We start from the raw sequence: 15373 nt of genomic DNA, 5'->3' as shown, positions 1-15373 counted from the left end.
CGCCTCGCAGGTGACAACTATCAGAAGCACGCCTCGGCGTAGTAGCACGGTTGCGTGTACCACGGGTCGGGCGGGGGCGGGTCGACGAAGAAGATGCGGAAGTGCGCCTGGTTCTGGACGAACCGCCCCGAGTTACCCGTGAGGTAGTTGGCGCGGACGGTCCAGACCTCTCCCGCAACGGTGTGCCTGGCAAGGCCGACCGTCGTCTCGTTCGCGACGCAGTTGCTTCCGGCGACGCGGCCGTTGAAGACGAACGACCCGCTGACGTTGCTCTCGACGGTCCACGCCGGCGACGTGTACGAACGAAGGCCGTTGCCGCCGACCCGGAACGACGTCCAGTCACCGGTGAACATCTGGTAGTCGTCGGTGCCGCCGTCGACAGGCTGGTCCTCGGTCCGCACGCTCCAGGGGTTCACCGACGTCAGATAGACGTGACCGTTCGTCCGGCACCCCGTCGCCTGAGCGGGCCCGGCAGAAACAACCGAGATCGCCGCCACCGGAACCAACACAGCCGCTACGGCCGCCAGCCGTCTCACCAACCGCCACCAGCGGCTGGATTTACGCGTGTCCTGCATGACTCTTTCCTCTCCCACAGATGCTGATCGCTCGACCGGTCGACCGAAGGAACACCCGTCGTTCGCGACCACCGCCCCCGCAGATAGCCGACGGATGGTTGCTACCGTGGCGCGGCCGACTGCTGGAGGGACTGCTTCAGCGCGGCACGATCCGGATAGCCGTGCCGGGCACCGACTGTGTAGACGTAGTGCCGATCGCTCTTGATCACCGCGGCGACGTACCAGACCGGGCTGCCGGCGGCCAGCATCCCCACGATCGTTCGGTGTTCGGGTGTCGTGCACATGCTGACCCTCCTCGGCTCGGTGGTGGCTCTGACCGTGATTCGGAACCGATGAGTTACCGGATTGTGCCGCCGTTGCTCGTGCGGGTCTGGTCCTCCGGTGGTTCGTTGGGTACAGGTTGGTTATGACGATGCGGCGGGCAAGTGTGACTGCGGTCGTCCGGACGCGGAGCTGGCGGTTGCTCCGGGGTGTCCTGGCGATGCTGGTGTTCGCGCTGCCTGTGGTGCTCCTCGGGTTCGCCGTACGGCAGCAGTTCGATCCGTTGATCAGGGCCGACGAGGCGGCGATCCGGACGGCCACGGGGTTCAGCGTTCGGCATGGGCTGGTGCCGGCGCTGACCGTGGTTCAGCTCATCAGTCAGCCGGTTTTCGTGTACCTGCTGGCGACCGTGGTGGTGGTCTGGGCGTGGAGGTCCAAGAAGCTCAAGGGGCGGGCGTTGTGGGCGTTCGTCACGATGATGGTCGGCTGGGGGATCGGCGGCATCTCCAAGCTCATCGCCCAGCGTGCCCGGCCGGTCGTCGACGACTCGGTGCCGCACGCGGAGGGTTACTCGTTTCCCTCCGGCCATGCCTTGAACATCACCTTGGCGGCCGGTGTCATGGTCTTCCTGCTCTGGCCGCTACTGTCCGCGACCCAACGTCGCATCGCCGTCGCGCTCGCGATCGTGGTGCCGGTGATCGTCGGTCTGGACCGGCTCTTCATCGGCGCGCACTTCCCGTCCGACATTCTCGCCGGGCACGTACTCGGTCTGGGCATTATGTTCGCTTCATGGATTGGATTCATCGGCAAGACGGCAGCGACCTCCTCACCCGGACCGTCGCACCCGGCGTAGCCCTCGGTGGCGTGATCATCGGCATCGGGCTCGCACTCAAGGGACCACTCGAGGGGATCTCCCACGCCGAAGAGTCGGTGAACAAGGATCTCGCCGCCGACCGGACCGGAACCTGGGACACGATCACCGCGGTGTGGTCGCAGATCGGCAACACCGCGGGCGTGATCGCGGTCTGCATCGTGGTCTCGTCCCTGTTGCTGTGGCGGACCCGGGACCTGCGCCTGGCGCTCGTCGCACCGGTCGCGATCGCCATGCAGGGCCTGATCTTCCTGATCGCGGCCAAAGTTGTGGACCGCGACCGCCCAGAGGTCGACAAGCTCGACGCATCACCACCGACCGCGAGCTACCCCAGTGGGCACGTCGGCGCCTCGACCGGCTTGTACGTCGCCTTCGCGCTGCTCGCCCTGCGCATCGAACGCACCTGGCTGCGATGGACGACCGTGATCCTCTGCCTCGCGATGCCACTGCTCGTAGCGTTCTCGCGCCTCTACCGCGGAATGCACCACGTGACCGACGTCACCGCGGGAGTCCTCAACGGCGCCATCTGCGCCCTCCTCGCCTACGCCTGGTACCGCCACTGCGCCAGCCGCCGCCAAAGCACCCCTACATCGCAACCCACCGCCACCACCCGGCACCAACGCACCCGCCCGTAATGTCACGAGCACTTGCGCTGCATGTCAGGCGGTATGCGGTGCCTGGTGGTCGCGGTGGCGTTGCACGCCCAGACTGATGCCCAGACCCGCCCCACTCAGCGCGATTCCGCACAGGGCGCCGAGTGCCACTGAGCTCAGATCCACCGTGTCGGCCGCCGGCGGCGGGCTGTACTCGATGGATCCGCCACGCGGCTCGGGAGGCTCCATAGCCATCGCCGGCGCGGCGGTCGTCATGAAGGCGAGGCTGACTGCCGCCCCTGCGGCCAACCGGGCGAGCCGGCTGGTCATGGATTGCTTCCTGGTGCGTCCGGCGTTGGTGATCATGGCTCCCTCTCCTGCTCGAGCGAGGTCCGCCGTGGTTGGCGGTCCGGCTGCGCTTCGAGCGTTGGAACCGTTGTCCCGCCCGGCGGTATCGAGCCGACCGAGGCCGGTATCACGGCGGTATCAGCGGCCTTGACGGGTGGCTGACCACAGTCGACAGTCGAAGAGTGGGTATCGCCGTTCTCGGCCCGCTCACGATCGAGGGGGAACACAAAGTTCTCGGACGACGTGATCGCGTCGTGCTCGCGGCTCTGGTCGTCCACCCGGGGGAAGTGGTCAGCGCAGAGGAACTGGCGGACGTGTTGTGGGGTGAGCAACTGCCGCCGTCGTGGGTCAAGATCGTCCAGGGGTGCGTGGTCCGGCTGCGCAAGCTGCTGGGCGTTCATGCCATCGAGACGACCGCTCTCGGCTATCGGCTGGTCGTGCCGTTGGACGAGATCGACGCGCAGCGCTTCGAGCGTGCCATCTCTCGGGCGCACGACCTGCTCGCCGCCGATGACGCGGAGCGGTCGGCGCTTGTGCTGGCGGACGCGTTGGCGTTGTGGCGGGGCCGGCCGCTGGCCGAGATCGACGGATGGGACGCCGCCCGGGTCGAGGCGGCCAGGCTGACCGAGCTCCTGTACACAGCCGAGGAGTTGTACGTCGAGTCAGCCCTGCGGGCGGGCCAGCACGACAAGGTCCTGGCGAAGGCGCAGGCGTTGGTTGCTGAGGCCCCGTTGCGCGAACGTCGGTGGGCCCTGCTGGCCACGGCGCAGTACCAGTCCGGCCGTCAGGGTGAATCGCTGCGGACGCTTCGCCAGGTCCGCTCGGTGCTGGATCGTGACCTCGGGGTGGATCCAGGACCGGAGATCGCCGCCTTGGAGCAGGCGATCCTGCGGCAGGATCCGGCGCTGGTCGTGGAGAGCGCGCTGCCCGAGCCGAGCGCAGTGTGCCCGTACCAGGGACTCAAGCCGTACGACGTCGACGACGCGGAGGTGTTCTTCGGTCGGGATGCCGACATCGCCGCGTGTCTGCGACGGCTGGCCGACAGCTCGGTCCTCGCCGTCGTCGGGCCGTCGGGGTGCGGCAAGTCCTCGCTGGTCCGCGCCGGCGTCACCGCCGCCCTGCGCCGCGACGGGGTCCGGGTCGTCGTGATCACCCCCGGCGTGCATCCAGTCGCCGCGCTGGCCGACGCGATGCCGCGGTCAGGCCCGACGCCGGCGCTGCTGGTCGACCAGTGCGAGGAGGTCTTCTCGCTGTGCCAGGACACCGCGGAGCGCGACGCGTTTCTCGGCGCGCTGGCCAAGCACCCGACCGCGGCGCCGCTGATCCTGTCGTTCCGGGCCGATCGGCTGGCCGACATCTCGTCCCATTCCGGGTTCGCGCGGGCCGTGGAGCAGGGCCTGTACCTGCTCGCCGCAATGGCTCGAACCGACCTCCACGCCGCGATCGAGGAACCTGCCCGGCTTGCATCGCTGGTGGTGGAGCCAGGTCTGGTGGATCTACTGGTGAACGAAGTGGCCGACCAGCCCGGTGCGCTGCCGCTGATGTCGCATGCGCTGGCCGAGACCTGGCGACGTCGCGAGGGCCGGACCCTGACCGTCGCGGGCTACAACGCCTCGGGTGGGATCCGCGGCGCGGTCGCCCAGTCCGCCGAGGCGGTCTACGAACGGATCCCGCCTCAGCGTCGCACGGTGCTGCGCGACCTGCTGCTGCGACTGATCACCCCCGGTCCGGACGGCGAGCCGGTCCGCAGCCGGCTGCCGCGGCGCCTGGTCGTCACCGGGCCGGACAACGAGGCGATGATCGATCTTCTGGTCGGCGCGCGGCTGGTCACCAGCGACGACGGCGTTGTCGAGCTCGCGCACGAGTCACTCGCCCGCGCCTGGCCCCGGCTGCGCGGCTGGCTGGATGACGACCTGGAGGGCCAGCGGATCCTGCACCACCTGACCGTGGCCGCGGACTCCTGGGACGGTCTCGCTCGTCCCGACAGCGAGCTCTACCGCGGCGTCCGCCTCGCCAAGGCCCTGGACTGGCAGCACCACAGCAACCCGACGCTGACCGACACCGAACGCGACTTCCTCGCGGCCGGCCGCCGCCTGTCCGAGGCCGAGCTCCGCGCGGCCGAAGACATCGCCCGCCATCAGATCCGGGTCAACCGCCGCCTCCGCACCGCCCTCACCACCGCCGCGTTCCTGCTCGTCGGCGCGCTCATCGCCGGCTTCGTCGCCGTCCGCCAGGCCGAGCGCGCCGACCAGGAAGCGGCCGCCGCCGAGCAGGCGGCAGTGGCTGCGGATGCCGGCAAGGCCGGCGCGAAGGCCGTCGTACAGGACGACATCGGCAAGTCGATGCTGCTCGCCGTGGCCGGCCTCCGGCTCGACGACACCCCCGAGTCCAGGGACAACCTGCTCGCCGTACTTGCCAAGAACTCCCAGCTGATCCGGTCGTTCGAGACCGAAAGCCTGGACGTCCGCGGCCTGGACATCAGTCCCGACGGCAGGACTGTTGTTGTGCACGACTCGACCGGCACGGCCGTGGTGTACGACCTGACGACCGGCAAGCGGACGGCTGAGCACCGGCCCCAAAGCCAACCGGGCCAGGAACCCGAGGACGGGTGGGGAGCAGTCTTCAGTCCGGACGGCCGTCAGTTGGCGATCGGGATGGCCTCGCCGACGACTCAGCCAGTGCTGCTGCTCGATCCGAAGACGCTGGAACCGGTGCCGGAGTCGCAGCAACTACCACGCTCCGGGCTGCCGGCACGCGCGACGCATGTCAGCTACAGCAGGGACGGGAACTCGCTCACAGCCATGCTGCACTCTTACCGCAACGGGACACCGACCGATGAGGCCACAGTGCTCGTCTGGGACGTCCGATCGGGCGGAACACCGAAGGTACGGATGACCCTGCAACTGTCGGACCTCGCGGGGAACGGCGGGCTGGTGATGAGTCCGGACGGGAGCCGGTTGTACACGAGCAGACCGCTGAGCGCCTACGACGTCCCGACCGGGAGGCTGCGCTACTCACGCCCCGAGCTGAGATACGGCGGCGTCGACGTCGCCCCGGACGGCTCGACGCTTGCCGTCGGCGGCTTCCTCGCCGGCTCGAACCTGGATCCCGGCCAGGTGCTGCTGGTCGACGCTGCGACCGGACTTCGTGAACGCCCGCTGCGGCGAAACGACGAGGCAATTGCCGCAGTGCGCTTCTCACACCGCGGGACCCTGCTGGTGACCACGACAGCCGAGCTGCAGGCGACCGTGTGGGACGTGCGAGCCGGCCGCGCGGTGGAGGACCTCAATGTCGGCCAGGCGGGCGTCAACGGCATCGGCTTCAGTCCGGACGACGCGACCCTCTACGTGGCCAACGAAGGCGCCCTGCGCAGCTACGACCTCGCGGGCCGGCGCAGATACATCGCGCACCTCATCCCTCCAACCGGTGGCGACTACGGCTGCATCAGTCCGGCCCCCGGCGGCAAGACCACCTACCGTCAAGGCCCCTCCGGGATCTCGTTCAAGGACGTCGAAACGCACCATGCCACCAGGCCGGTCCCGCTCCCCGGGAACTGGTGGGAGAGTGACACCGGCAACTGCGTCGCCTGGCACCCCGCCGGGGAACGAGCGGCGACGATGAAGTCGGACGTGCTCAGCGTGTGGAACGCGCGAACAGGTGAGCTCATCGCCAGCCGTCCGGTGGTAGGCAGTCGAGTCTCGGACTTCCACTACGCCGGGCGAGACGGGAGCCGGCTTGCCATCGGGCAGATGTCCGGCGTAGCCACGCTGCTGGACTCCGACACCCTCGAAGAGGTGGGCACACCGGTCCAGCTGAACGGCTCGATCAACTGGTTGTCAGCCGGCCCCGACGGCCACACCGCCGCGGTGCTCACCGGAGACACCATCGCGGACGGGGTGAAGACCACCGGTTGGGCACTGCTGGATCTCGAGGCCGGCGAGGTGATCCGCTCAGGCCGGCTGCCGCTGGCCGACCCCGAGGTCGTAGCACTCGCCCCGGACGGACGACATATCGCGGTCACGAGCGCGCAGGGCGAGGTACTCGTGCTCGACACCGCGCCCGGCGCACCGCCTGGACGACCTGTGAAAGTCAAACGGGGCGCGAACAGTCTCGCGTTCTCTGCCGACGGTTCCCTCCTGGTGGCGCCCGGTGAGGGGACGGTGAACCTGTACGACGGCTCCACCGGCGCTCCACTTGGCTCCGTCGTTGTCCCGAACCGGACAACCGTCACGGCGGACTTCCGGCCCGACGGCCACACCGTGGTGATCGCGTCCTACGACGACGCGATCTACACCTGGGACACCCGCCTCGACCACACCGTCGAGTTCGCTTGCCGAACAGCCGGCCGCGACCTGACCGCCGAGGAATGGCGCGAGACCTTCGGCCCCCGGCCCTACCGCAAGACCTGCCCCTGACATCGGGCCCGCGCGGTAGCAGAGCTCAGGTGTGCAGGGTTGGTCGGTAGATGAGCTCCTGGGTCTGGCCGTCGAGGGTGTGGCTCTCGAGCAGCTCCAGGTCGAAGTCGCCCGTGTCGTCGAAGATGCGGTCCTTCGCGGTTTGGCTTCGGCTGTTGATCACCGGGAAGATCGTCACCTGGACGCGGTCGACCAGGCCGGCGGCCAGCAGCGCCCGGTTCAGCGTCAGGCTGCCGTGCGAGCGCAGCGGCAGGTCCGACTCCTCCTTGAGCCGGGCGATGGCCTCGACGGGGTCGCCGCTCAGAACGGTCGCATCCGGCCAGTCGAGCGGTTCTTGCAGCGTGTTCGACACGACCGTCGTCGGCAGGTTCCTCATCCGGGTGACCCATGGGTCATGCACCTCGGCTCCCGGTGGGCTCGAGGCAAGCATCGAGGCGAACAGGCGATAGGTGTTGCCGCCGAGGACCAGCCGTTGCGCCTCGCCGTACTGGGTAAAGCGGTGATCGAGGAACTCCGGGCCCTGCTTCCCCCAGTAGCCGCCGTACGAACCGGTGGGGGAGCCGTAGCCGTCGAAGCTGGAGAAGATGTCGAAGGTGAAGGTGGCGCTCATGATTGCGGTGGTCTCCATCGGTTCGGTGAGCCGTCGTCGGCGGCCCTTCGCTCCTACTACGAACACATCGACTCAGATCCGACACTGCCCCAGCTCAGGTGTCGATGGCGGCTTGACGCATTCCGATATGGGAATATGATGGCGGACATGGCACGAGCAGCGACGACGTCGGATGCGTTCAACGCGATCGCCGAGCCGCAGCGCCGCGACATCCTGGCGCTGCTGCGGGCGGGCGAGCGGCCGGTGACCGACCTGGCCCAGGAGCTCGGGATGAGCCAGCCGGGGGCGTCCAAGCACCTGCGGGTGCTCCGGGAGGTCGGGCTGGTGCGGGTCCGCGGGGCGGGCAAGCAGCGCCTCTACGGCCTGGACGCCCGCGGGCTGCGGCCGGTCCACGAGTGGGTCGGCGGATTCGAGCGGTTCTGGAACGAGAGTTTCGATCGGCTGGACACCTATGTGCAGGATCTCAAGCAGACACGGCAGGAGGACTGACCGATGGCAGGGGCACGGCAAGAAGCGCGAGTGGAGCCGGCGACGGCCGACCGGGAGATCGTGATCTCCCGAGTCATCGACGCCCCGCGGGAGCTGGTGTTCGAGGCGTTCACCGAGGTCCGGCACCTGTCGCGATGGTGGGGACCGGAGGGGTTCACCACGACCACGCGGTCCTTCGAGTTCCGCGTCGGCGGGGAGTGGGACTTCGTGCTGCACGGGCCCGACGGGACGGACTACCAGGAGTGGATCTCCTGGACCGAGATCGCCCCGCCGGAGCGGATCGCGCTGCTCCACGGCGAGTACCGCGACGACCCGAACGCCTTCGAGTCGGTCCTCACGTTCGCGCCCGACGGCGCGGCGACCCGGATCGAGATGCGCACGGTGTTCCCCACCAAGGAACTGCGCGACGAGGCGGTCGAGAAGTACGGCGCGATCGAGGGTGGCCGGCAGACCCTGAGCCACCTGGCTGCCTACGTCACCGAGATCGTTCGGAAGGGAGTGGAGGATTGATGGCCGGAAAGGTGTTCTTCAGCGTGTCGATGTCGCTGGACGGCTTCATCGTGCCCGAGTCGATGGACTGGCTTCTCGCCACGCCCGAGCAGCGGGAGCAGGACCCGAGGCTCGAGCGCTGGATGACGCAGTGGATGGAACTGCAGCAGTGGGCCTTCCCGCTCCGGTTCTTCCGGGAGAACCTGAAGCTCGGCGAGGGCGGCGAGGAGGGCCGCGACAACGACATCGCGCGAGAGACCTTCGAGCGCACCGGCGCGAGCGTCATGGGCAGGCGGATGTTCGACCTCGGCGAGCAGTCATGGCCGGAGGAGGCGCCCTTCCACACCCCGGTCTTCGTCGTGACGCACACCAAGCGTGACCCGTGGGAGCGGCCCGGCGGCACCACGTTCCACTTCGTCAACGACGGCATCGAGCACGCCCTCGACCAGGCCCGCGGGGCCGCCGGCGATCGCGACGTCCGCATCGCCGGCGGCGGCGAGACGATCTGGAGCACCTGAACGCCGGCCTGGTCGACGAGTTCTCGATCGCGCTGTCACCGGTGCTGTTCGGCGCCGGCACCCGCCTGTTCGACGGCGTGGACGCGTCCAGGGTCGCACTGGAGCCGGTCCGTTCGGAGTCGCCGTCGCGGGTGACGCACCTGACGTACGCCGTACATCCACGCTAGCCACGCCACCCGAGCACCCACGCTAGCCGCGCAACCGCGCCACCCCAGCGACCCGAGCACCCAGGCTTGAATCGTCGAGCGCGGCAGCCCTGCGCACCGCTGGATCAGTCCCGCCGACCCTTCAGCCGGCGGCTGACCGCGCGCTCGACCTCCCGGGTCGCCTCGCGCTCGGCGAGCGTCTGGCGTTTGTCCCAGGTCTTCTTGCCGCGGCCCAGGGCGATCTCCACCTTCGCGCGACCGTCCTTGAAGTAGAGGGTCACCGGGACGATCGTCAGCCCGCTCTCGTTGACCTTGCGCTCGATCTTGTCGATCTGGGCCCGATGCAGCAGCAGTTTCCGCTTGCGGCGCGAGCCGTCGTTGAACCAGCGGGCCTGGGAGTACTGCGGGATGTGTACGCCGTGCAGCCAGATCTCCCGGTCCTCGACCATGGCGAAGCCTCCGACCAGAGACGCCCGCCCGGCCCGGAGCGCCTTCACCTCTGGCCCCTGCAGGACGATCCCTGCCTCCCAGGACTCGCCCAGATGGTAGTCATGCGCAGCCTTGCGATTGCGCGCGATCACGGGGTTGGCCTCGGGCTTCTTCACAAGGTGATTCTGCCCCGACACCCCGACTTGCGAGCCACCCGAGGTCGAGCTAGCCCCATGACCCCGCCGTAGCCCTTTCGAGGTCGGCATCACGAGCAGCCCCACGGCCAACCACGCCGAGCCTCTGCTTCGCGAGGCCGGCGACTCTACGCCGTTGGTGTCAGGTGACCGACCCGACCGAACACGTCCGCGAACCAGTCGAGTTGAGCGTCTTGCTGGTAGGCCTCGCCGCCCTCGTGCTCGTTGTGGCTGTAGATCTTGATGTCTTTGGCGACCCCGGCGTTCGCCTCGGTGCCATAGGCGTTGTACGCGGCGAAGACGGTCGAGGGCGGGCAGTTCGGGTCCATCAGGGCGACCGAGAACAGTGCTGGTGCCGTGGCCAGGCGGCCCAGGTTGACGCCGTCGAAGTAGCTCAGGGTCCGGTAGACGGTTTCGACGTGGTCCCGGAAACCTCTCAGGTACTCGGTGATCTCGGCGTAGGGGTCCTCATCGGTGATCTGCACACCCCGCTGGAAATGGCACAGGAACGGTACGTCGGGTGCGCAGCCGAGCAACTCGATCCCGGCCAATCCGGCCAGACCCGCCGCCGCGATCGCGATGCCACCACCCTGGCTGCCGCCCGTGACGATGATCTTGTCCGGATCCACGAGCGGGGACGCCGTGGCCGCGTCCAGGGCACGGACCGCGTCGATGAAGACCCGGCGGTAGTAGTAGGTCTCAGGGTCGGTGATGCCCGCCGTCATGAACCCCGGGCTGTGGTTGAGACCGGCGTACGCACTGTTGTCCGGGGTCGCATCGGGGCCGCCGCTGCCGTAGCCCTGACCACGGTTGTCCATCTGGAAGAGGGCGTAGCCGGCCTGGGCCCACAGTGTGCTGGCGTGCGGGAAACCGCGGCCTCCGGAGTAGCCGAAGTACTGCACGACCGTCGGCAACGGGCCGGTTGCTCCGGCCGGGACGTGCAGCCAGCCCTTGATCGGCGTACCGCCGAAGCCGGCGAACGTGACGTCGTAGGTGTCGATGACGGCGAGCTTGTTGTCGATCGCTGTGAACGTGGCGGACAGATCGTGAGTGCGCGCACTCTCGATCGACCGGCGCCAGAATTCGACCAGGTCGGCGGGTGCGGCCACCTCAGGCCGGTACTCGCGGAGCTCGTCGAGGGAAAGGTCGAACATCGCCATGAGCAACCAATCTGAACCAGACGCGTGGGCTGATGGCCCGGCGTACGAGAAAAGGAGGAGCGTTCGAATCCGGCGGGGGCGGCGTCGACCGGGGCGGGTAGCCGAACAGCTCGACTTCAAATCTATGGCAACCTCGCCGCCGAGCACGCCGATCCGCCCCCAGATTCCGTCTGCCCAGAGGAAAACGAATCAGCGCAGCGACTGCCCCACGCCCTGGAACGGCCATCGAACGACCAACCCCGCGACCGGCCGCAGACGCGGCCGACGCCCACCCTGAGACCGCTCGACCCCTCACGGAGCTCTGCGGGTTTGCACCGTAGGGCGGGCGGGACTCGAACCCGCGACCCAGGGATTATGAGTCCCCTGCTCTAACCAGCTGAGCTACCGCCCCGTGTCGGGTGATCGTATCTGGTGGGTTGGGGAGACCAGGGGTGGGTCAGGGGTTTGACGGAGGGGGCGGGTGGGTGGGAGCGGGCATGATGGAGGCAGGTCCGGACGAAGGGAAGATCGATGGGCTGGTTTATTTTCCTCGTGCTCGTGGTGGGTGCGATCGCGGCGTACAAGTATCGGGTGCCGTTGATCGCGAAGCTGACTGGACAGCCTCAGCAGCGGATTCAGCGTGCCATCGATCGGAAGAAGGGCAAGTAGGCGCTAAGGCCTGAGGTTCTCGTCGCCGTCGTGCTGGTGATTCGCGCAGTACGACGGCCTACCTGCATGCACTGCGGGCGCGTCAGGGGAGCTTGAGGCACCAAGCGGTGAGGGCGATCTTGCCTGTGGTGCCGATGTCGGTGACTACCGGCCAGACGGTGGGGTTCTCGTGCTTGGCGCGCGCGACGGAGAGGTAGGCGCCGGTTTCGTTCGTGCCGCCGATTTCCGCGGTGCCGGACCAGGAGATGGCGGCCAGCGCGGTCTCGCCCTTTCGCAGGCGGAGCTTGGTGGGACCGGGGTCAGTGGCCATGTACGACGTGCCGTGCGCGACGGTCATCTTCATCGTCCTGCGTTCGCTGTCCAGTACGGTCACATCGGGGTAGCCGGTGACGGTGATCGGCTCGGAGCGGCAATTGGTGAGCTTGGTGATGACAGCACGGTGGCCCACCGACGCGTCGAAATCTCCGACTGAGATCGACACTCCGGAGGCCGGGCAGGTGCGTGGTGGCGGAGTGGGCGTCGGCCGAGGTGTCGGTGTTGCGTGCCGGGTCGGTGTCCGCCTGGGGCTTCCGCTCGCCGCTGTCTCGGTGCCGCATCCGCCTGCCGCGAGCAGTACTACGGCGACCAGCATGATCCACCGCCGTCGATGCATTCCTTGAACCTATCTGTCGTACGTGCGAAGGCCCCGACCACTGGACGTGGTCGGGGCCTCTGGCGGTTAGGTCCTGTCTGGTAATCCAGCGCCTACTGCGGGGCACTCGGCACGGCACCTCGCCGCGCGGGTGCAAAGGCCACGATGCTCCGCATCGAGACCTTCGCCCCCGCGCGCCGATGCACCGCACCGAGCACCTCCTCGCTACGGCGCTGGACTACCAGACAGAACCTAGACGCGTACGGCGACGACCGACGCGGCGGCGGTGATGTCGCCGGAACCGGCCGAGCCGGCGTCGTCGTTGTAGCCGAAGGCGAACACCTCGACCTTGGTCGGTGCGGTGACGGTCACGATTTTCACGGTCGACCCGGTCAGCTCGCGGTCCTTGGCGGGGGAGATCTCGGCGCCGAGGATGGTGCCGAAGTCGTCACCGAAGGCGGTGTCAGTGGCGCCGACCCGGAGAGCCAACTGCGGGCGAGTGCCCGCGGGGCCGGCGGCGGTGCGGGCGAAGAATGCCGTCGAGTTCAGCAGCCACCGCCCGGCCGGGAGAGTGACCTCGCCGACCTTGGTCTTGTTCGTCTTGAAGGATCCGCCGATGTGCGCGATCACCACCGGGTCGAAGGACTTGGCCACCTCGGCCTTACCGAGCGCGTCCGTGTCCTTCAGGAACGCGGCGCGGTCAGCGGGGGCGAGCTTGCTGGCCGGCAGGCTGTTGTCGACGACCTGCGTTGCGGCGACGGAGCGCGGGCACAGCGGGTAACTCAGGTTCTTGCAGTCCGGCTTCACGGCACCGTTCGCCGCGACGGCGACTCCGACCAGCACACCGGCCCCCAGGACGGCGGCGACCACGAGACGGCCGCTCTTGCTGTTCAGGATCTTCTTGCTGATGTCCACAGGGTTCCTTCCCCTCATCCCCGAGGCCCCCTCGGGATTCTGGAGAGACGGTACGGGAATTGCTGGTCTAGGCCAATAGGGTTCCCGGCGCGTCGCGCGCCGGATGTGGGCCGGGGGAGAAGGGCCGGAGGCGGGTGGCACGAGAAAGGCCGGCTCCACTGGAGCCGGCCTATGAATTGATGCTGGTGTCTGCTGCTCCCGCGACTGGACTCGAACCAGTAACCTGCCGGTTAACAGCCGGCTGCTCTGCCAATTGAGCTACGCGGGATCGGTGGTGTTCCTGCCCTCCGAACCCCGAGGACCTGAGTAGGTTAGCAGGCGCGGCGCGAACTACAAAAACGGGATTCGGGAGTCCGGAGGCTCGCTTCCGGGTCAGATTCCGAACTCGTCGCGGACCTGTTTGAGGGCTGCTTCGGCGGCGTCGAGGACGCCGGGCTGGTCGGGCTCCAATCCCTTGTCCAGAACGAAGTTCCAGGTGACCGCGGCGTCGGGGCTGCTGGGGTTGCGGCGGCCGACGATCCGGACTCCGCGCTTGCCGGCGAGGGGGACGTGGCGCTGGACGACGATGCTCGCGTCGACGCGTTCCCGGAGGAGCTGGCCGAAGCGGCGGGGGTCGTCGACCTTGAGCTCGGTGGCGCGGAGGGGGGTGCCGAAGTCGGTGGTCTCGAAGATGGTGAGGACGGAGGCTTCGGAGTCCCAGGAGGCGCGTTCGATCTTCTCCCAGCCGACCCGGCGGACGGTGCCGGGGGAGTCGGTGGGGAGGTAGACGGCTGAGCGGGTGCCGGCGACCCAGTTGGCGTCGGTCAGTTGCACCGCGGCGAGGATCTCTTCCTTGCCGGTGGAGGTGTGTCTGGAGGCCACGTTCACCGCGTCGGCCAGCTCACGGGGCCAGGAGGTACGCCGGAGTCTCACGTCTTCATCATTCCAGTCGGTGGCAAACGGGTGTGGGGTGGTGGGGGTTTGCTGCCGCGAGCGTGGGTGGGGTGGCGCGGGTAGCTCCCGTTCGGTGCTTTGCAGGTTGGTGGTCGGGTTTGCGTTGGTGGCTAGGCAAAGCACCGAACGGGAGCAGTTGGAGGTTGAGGGGGCAGGTCGGGTGGCGGGGTGCCGGGCTGGGGCGGCCGGGGGGCGTGGGGGCATGTGGGTCCGATCTAGGCGGCGTAGTCGCGGAGGTGGTGGTGGGCTCGGCGGCGGAGGGTTTTCAGGGCTTCTTTTTCGAGGGTTCGGATTTGGTTGGGGTGGAGGTTGAGGGCGGTGGCGGTTTCTTCCGGGGTGCTGGGGGTGTGGCCCGCCAGGCCGTAGCGGTGGTGGAGGACTGATTGGTGGAGGTCGTCCAGGAACTGGAGGTGGTGGGCCACGTCGCGGCGGAGGGCGGCGCGGAGGACGATTGCGTCGTCGTCGATGACTGGGTCCGTGTCGTCCAGGTCGAGGGTTTCGGGGTGGATTCGCCAGGCTTGGGCGCGCTCGACGCGGGCTACGGTGAGGCCGCTTGCGGTGGCGAGGTCTGCGGTGGTGGGCTCGCGGCCTAGTGACTGGGTGAGGTCGTGGCGCAGGGACGCCAGGCGGCAGGCGTCGGCGTACGCTTGCGCGGGCATGCGGACGAGCCGGGAGCGGTCCGAGATGGCGCGGCCGATCGACTGCCGGATCCACCAGATCGCGTACGTCGAGAACCGGTGACCCAGCCGGTGGTCGAAGCGTTCGACCGCCCGCATCAGCCCGATGTTGCCCTCCTGGATCAGATCCAGCAGCGAGATGCCCTTCCCGGTGTACCGCCGGGCCAGCGACACGACCAGTCGCAGGTTGCCCTCGATCATCCGCCGCCACGAGTGCTTCCCGAGCGCGACCACCTGCCGCAGCTCGGCCGGATCGTGCCGGCCCGGATCGACGCTCAGCCGCTCGGCCGCGAGCACCCCGGCCTCGATCCAGTACGAGTGCTCGTTCACCTCCTCCAGTGTCAGTAGTTCGTGCCGCCCGATGTCCCGCAGATACGCCACCAAAGCGGTCACATCCGCCGGCTCGCAGTCCAGTTCAGCCATCCGTTCCCCTCTCTCCTGACAAAGAGAGTGCCGTGATCAGACGACGAA

Annotated in this window: 18 protein-coding genes and 2 tRNA genes; 8 read left to right on the top strand and 12 right to left on the bottom strand. The window is 68.4% G+C overall.

Annotation, left to right across the window (positions count from 1 at the left end):
- Nucleotides 1-20: 20 nt before the first annotated feature.
- A complete protein-coding gene (locus tag ACZ6O0_RS34185; protein ID WP_465769160.1) occupies nucleotides 21-575 on the bottom strand; it encodes a hypothetical protein in 555 nt (184 codons plus the stop codon).
- A gap of 101 nt (nucleotides 576-676) precedes the next feature.
- Complete coding sequence (locus ACZ6O0_RS34180) at nucleotides 677-859, bottom strand: hypothetical protein (RefSeq protein WP_465769159.1); 183 nt, start codon at nucleotides 857-859, stop codon at nucleotides 677-679.
- 128 nt (nucleotides 860-987) lie between these two features.
- On the opposite strand from ACZ6O0_RS34180, the gene ACZ6O0_RS34175 reads away from it, so the two are divergent.
- On the top strand, nucleotides 988-1689 hold the full coding sequence (locus ACZ6O0_RS34175; RefSeq protein ID WP_465769158.1) for a phosphatase PAP2 family protein: 702 nt from the start codon (nucleotides 988-990) through the stop codon (nucleotides 1687-1689).
- Nucleotides 1626-2342 carry a phosphatase PAP2 family protein gene (locus ACZ6O0_RS34170; RefSeq protein WP_465769157.1) on the top strand — a complete coding sequence of 239 codons (717 nt, stop codon included), beginning with the start codon at nucleotides 1626-1628 and terminating at the stop codon, nucleotides 2340-2342. The genes ACZ6O0_RS34175 and ACZ6O0_RS34170 overlap by 64 nt, the downstream gene beginning before the upstream one ends.
- Before the next feature lie 24 nt (nucleotides 2343-2366).
- Here the strand turns inward: ACZ6O0_RS34170 and ACZ6O0_RS34165 are convergent, their stop codons facing one another.
- Nucleotides 2367-2666, bottom strand: a complete 300-nt coding sequence (locus ACZ6O0_RS34165; protein ID WP_465769156.1) for a hypothetical protein — start codon at nucleotides 2664-2666, stop codon at nucleotides 2367-2369.
- 164 nt (nucleotides 2667-2830) lie between these two features.
- Here ACZ6O0_RS34165 and ACZ6O0_RS34160 point away from each other — a divergent pair, with 164 nt between their 5' ends.
- Nucleotides 2831-7063: an nSTAND1 domain-containing NTPase gene (locus ACZ6O0_RS34160; protein WP_465769155.1), complete on the top strand. Its 4233-nt coding sequence runs from the start codon at nucleotides 2831-2833 to the stop codon at nucleotides 7061-7063.
- A 25-nt stretch (nucleotides 7064-7088) separates the two neighbouring features.
- Here the strand turns inward: ACZ6O0_RS34160 and ACZ6O0_RS34155 are convergent, their stop codons facing one another.
- Nucleotides 7089-7691 (bottom strand): dihydrofolate reductase family protein, encoded by a 603-nt coding sequence (locus ACZ6O0_RS34155; RefSeq protein WP_465769154.1) that lies wholly within the window; start codon nucleotides 7689-7691, stop codon nucleotides 7089-7091.
- A gap of 129 nt (nucleotides 7692-7820) precedes the next feature.
- Here ACZ6O0_RS34155 and ACZ6O0_RS34150 point away from each other — a divergent pair, with 129 nt between their 5' ends.
- Genes ACZ6O0_RS34150 through ACZ6O0_RS34135 form a run of 4 tightly spaced genes read left to right on the top strand, consistent with a single transcriptional unit; the run spans nucleotide 7821 to nucleotide 9336 of the window.
- The gene (locus tag ACZ6O0_RS34150) at nucleotides 7821-8162 is read left to right on the top strand and encodes an ArsR/SmtB family transcription factor (protein ID WP_465769153.1); all 342 of its coding nucleotides are present in this window, start codon (nucleotides 7821-7823) and stop codon (nucleotides 8160-8162) included.
- A gap of 30 nt (nucleotides 8163-8192) precedes the next feature.
- Nucleotides 8193-8672 carry an SRPBCC family protein gene (locus ACZ6O0_RS34145; RefSeq protein ID WP_465769152.1) on the top strand — a complete coding sequence of 160 codons (480 nt, stop codon included), beginning with the start codon at nucleotides 8193-8195 and terminating at the stop codon, nucleotides 8670-8672.
- Nucleotides 8672-9169, top strand: coding sequence for a dihydrofolate reductase family protein (locus ACZ6O0_RS34140; protein WP_465769151.1), 498 nt, complete (start codon nucleotides 8672-8674; stop codon nucleotides 9167-9169). The genes ACZ6O0_RS34145 and ACZ6O0_RS34140 overlap by 1 nt, the downstream gene beginning before the upstream one ends.
- A 41-nt stretch (nucleotides 9170-9210) precedes the next feature.
- Complete coding sequence (locus ACZ6O0_RS34135; RefSeq protein ID WP_465769150.1) at nucleotides 9211-9336, top strand: hypothetical protein; 126 nt, start codon at nucleotides 9211-9213, stop codon at nucleotides 9334-9336.
- A gap of 104 nt (nucleotides 9337-9440) precedes the next feature.
- Here ACZ6O0_RS34135 and smpB read toward each other — a convergent pair whose 3' ends face one another.
- The 3 genes from smpB to ACZ6O0_RS34120 all read right to left on the bottom strand — a co-directional run bounded on the left by smpB (nucleotide 9441) and on the right by ACZ6O0_RS34120 (nucleotide 11489).
- Nucleotides 9441-9920: an SsrA-binding protein SmpB gene (gene smpB, locus ACZ6O0_RS34130; protein ID WP_465769149.1), complete on the bottom strand. Its 480-nt coding sequence runs from the start codon at nucleotides 9918-9920 to the stop codon at nucleotides 9441-9443.
- 146 nt (nucleotides 9921-10066) lie between these two features.
- Nucleotides 10067-11098, bottom strand: a complete 1032-nt coding sequence (locus ACZ6O0_RS34125) for an acetylxylan esterase (protein WP_465769148.1) — start codon at nucleotides 11096-11098, stop codon at nucleotides 10067-10069.
- A gap of 317 nt (nucleotides 11099-11415) precedes the next feature.
- Nucleotides 11416-11489: transfer RNA gene (locus tag ACZ6O0_RS34120), tRNA-Ile, on the bottom strand.
- 119 nt (nucleotides 11490-11608) lie between these two features.
- Here ACZ6O0_RS34120 and ACZ6O0_RS34115 point away from each other — a divergent pair.
- Nucleotides 11609-11746 (top strand): hypothetical protein, encoded by a 138-nt coding sequence (locus ACZ6O0_RS34115; protein ID WP_360379713.1) that lies wholly within the window; start codon nucleotides 11609-11611, stop codon nucleotides 11744-11746.
- An 82-nt stretch (nucleotides 11747-11828) separates the two neighbouring features.
- On the opposite strand, the gene ACZ6O0_RS34110 is transcribed toward ACZ6O0_RS34115, so the two are convergent.
- From ACZ6O0_RS34110 to ACZ6O0_RS34090, 5 genes are all read right to left on the bottom strand, one after another.
- Complete coding sequence (locus ACZ6O0_RS34110; RefSeq protein WP_465769254.1) at nucleotides 11829-12377, bottom strand: DUF4232 domain-containing protein; 549 nt, start codon at nucleotides 12375-12377, stop codon at nucleotides 11829-11831.
- Nucleotides 12378-12629: 252 nt separating this feature from the next.
- A complete protein-coding gene (locus ACZ6O0_RS34105) occupies nucleotides 12630-13292 on the bottom strand; it encodes a hypothetical protein (protein ID WP_465769147.1) in 663 nt (220 codons plus the stop codon).
- Nucleotides 13293-13487: 195 nt separating this feature from the next.
- Nucleotides 13488-13560 (bottom strand) — tRNA-Asn (locus ACZ6O0_RS34100).
- A gap of 104 nt (nucleotides 13561-13664) precedes the next feature.
- Complete coding sequence (locus tag ACZ6O0_RS34095) at nucleotides 13665-14204, bottom strand: hypothetical protein (protein ID WP_465769146.1); 540 nt, start codon at nucleotides 14202-14204, stop codon at nucleotides 13665-13667.
- A 236-nt stretch (nucleotides 14205-14440) separates the two neighbouring features.
- Entirely contained in the window at nucleotides 14441-15325 is an 885-nt protein-coding gene (locus ACZ6O0_RS34090) for a sigma-70 family RNA polymerase sigma factor (protein ID WP_465769145.1), read from the bottom strand.
- Between the last annotated feature and the right edge of the window lie 48 nt (nucleotides 15326-15373).

The sequence above is a fragment of the Kribbella sp. NPDC048837 genome, assembly GCF_055586945.1.
This window is presented reverse-complemented; position numbering and strand designations above follow the sequence as displayed.

Bases quoted from the DNA above. Each gene is read 5' to 3' on its own strand.
- ACZ6O0_RS34180 (WP_465769159.1), bottom strand. From the start codon at position 859: ATGTGCACGACACCCGAACACCGAACGATCGTGGGGATGCTGGCCGCC.
- ACZ6O0_RS34150 (WP_465769153.1), top strand. From the start codon at position 7,821: ATGGCACGAGCAGCGACGACGTCGGATGCGTTCAACGCGATCGCCGAG.
- ACZ6O0_RS34110 (WP_465769254.1), bottom strand. From the start codon at position 12,377: ATGCTGGTCGCCGTAGTACTGCTCGCGGCAGGCGGATGCGGCACCGAG.
- ACZ6O0_RS34155 (WP_465769154.1), bottom strand. From the start codon at position 7,691: ATGGAGACCACCGCAATCATGAGCGCCACCTTCACCTTCGACATCTTC.
- ACZ6O0_RS34165 (WP_465769156.1), bottom strand. From the start codon at position 2,666: ATGATCACCAACGCCGGACGCACCAGGAAGCAATCCATGACCAGCCGG.
- ACZ6O0_RS34115 (WP_360379713.1), top strand. From the start codon at position 11,609: ATGGGCTGGTTTATTTTCCTCGTGCTCGTGGTGGGTGCGATCGCGGCG.
- ACZ6O0_RS34125 (WP_465769148.1), bottom strand. From the start codon at position 11,098: ATGGCGATGTTCGACCTTTCCCTCGACGAGCTCCGCGAGTACCGGCCT.
- ACZ6O0_RS34140 (WP_465769151.1), top strand. From the start codon at position 8,672: ATGGCCGGAAAGGTGTTCTTCAGCGTGTCGATGTCGCTGGACGGCTTC.
- ACZ6O0_RS34090 (WP_465769145.1), bottom strand. From the start codon at position 15,325: ATGGCTGAACTGGACTGCGAGCCGGCGGATGTGACCGCTTTGGTGGCG.
- ACZ6O0_RS34175 (WP_465769158.1), top strand. From the start codon at position 988: ATGCGGCGGGCAAGTGTGACTGCGGTCGTCCGGACGCGGAGCTGGCGG.
- ACZ6O0_RS34170 (WP_465769157.1), top strand. From the start codon at position 1,626: ATGGATTGGATTCATCGGCAAGACGGCAGCGACCTCCTCACCCGGACC.
- ACZ6O0_RS34185 (WP_465769160.1), bottom strand. From the start codon at position 575: ATGCAGGACACGCGTAAATCCAGCCGCTGGTGGCGGTTGGTGAGACGG.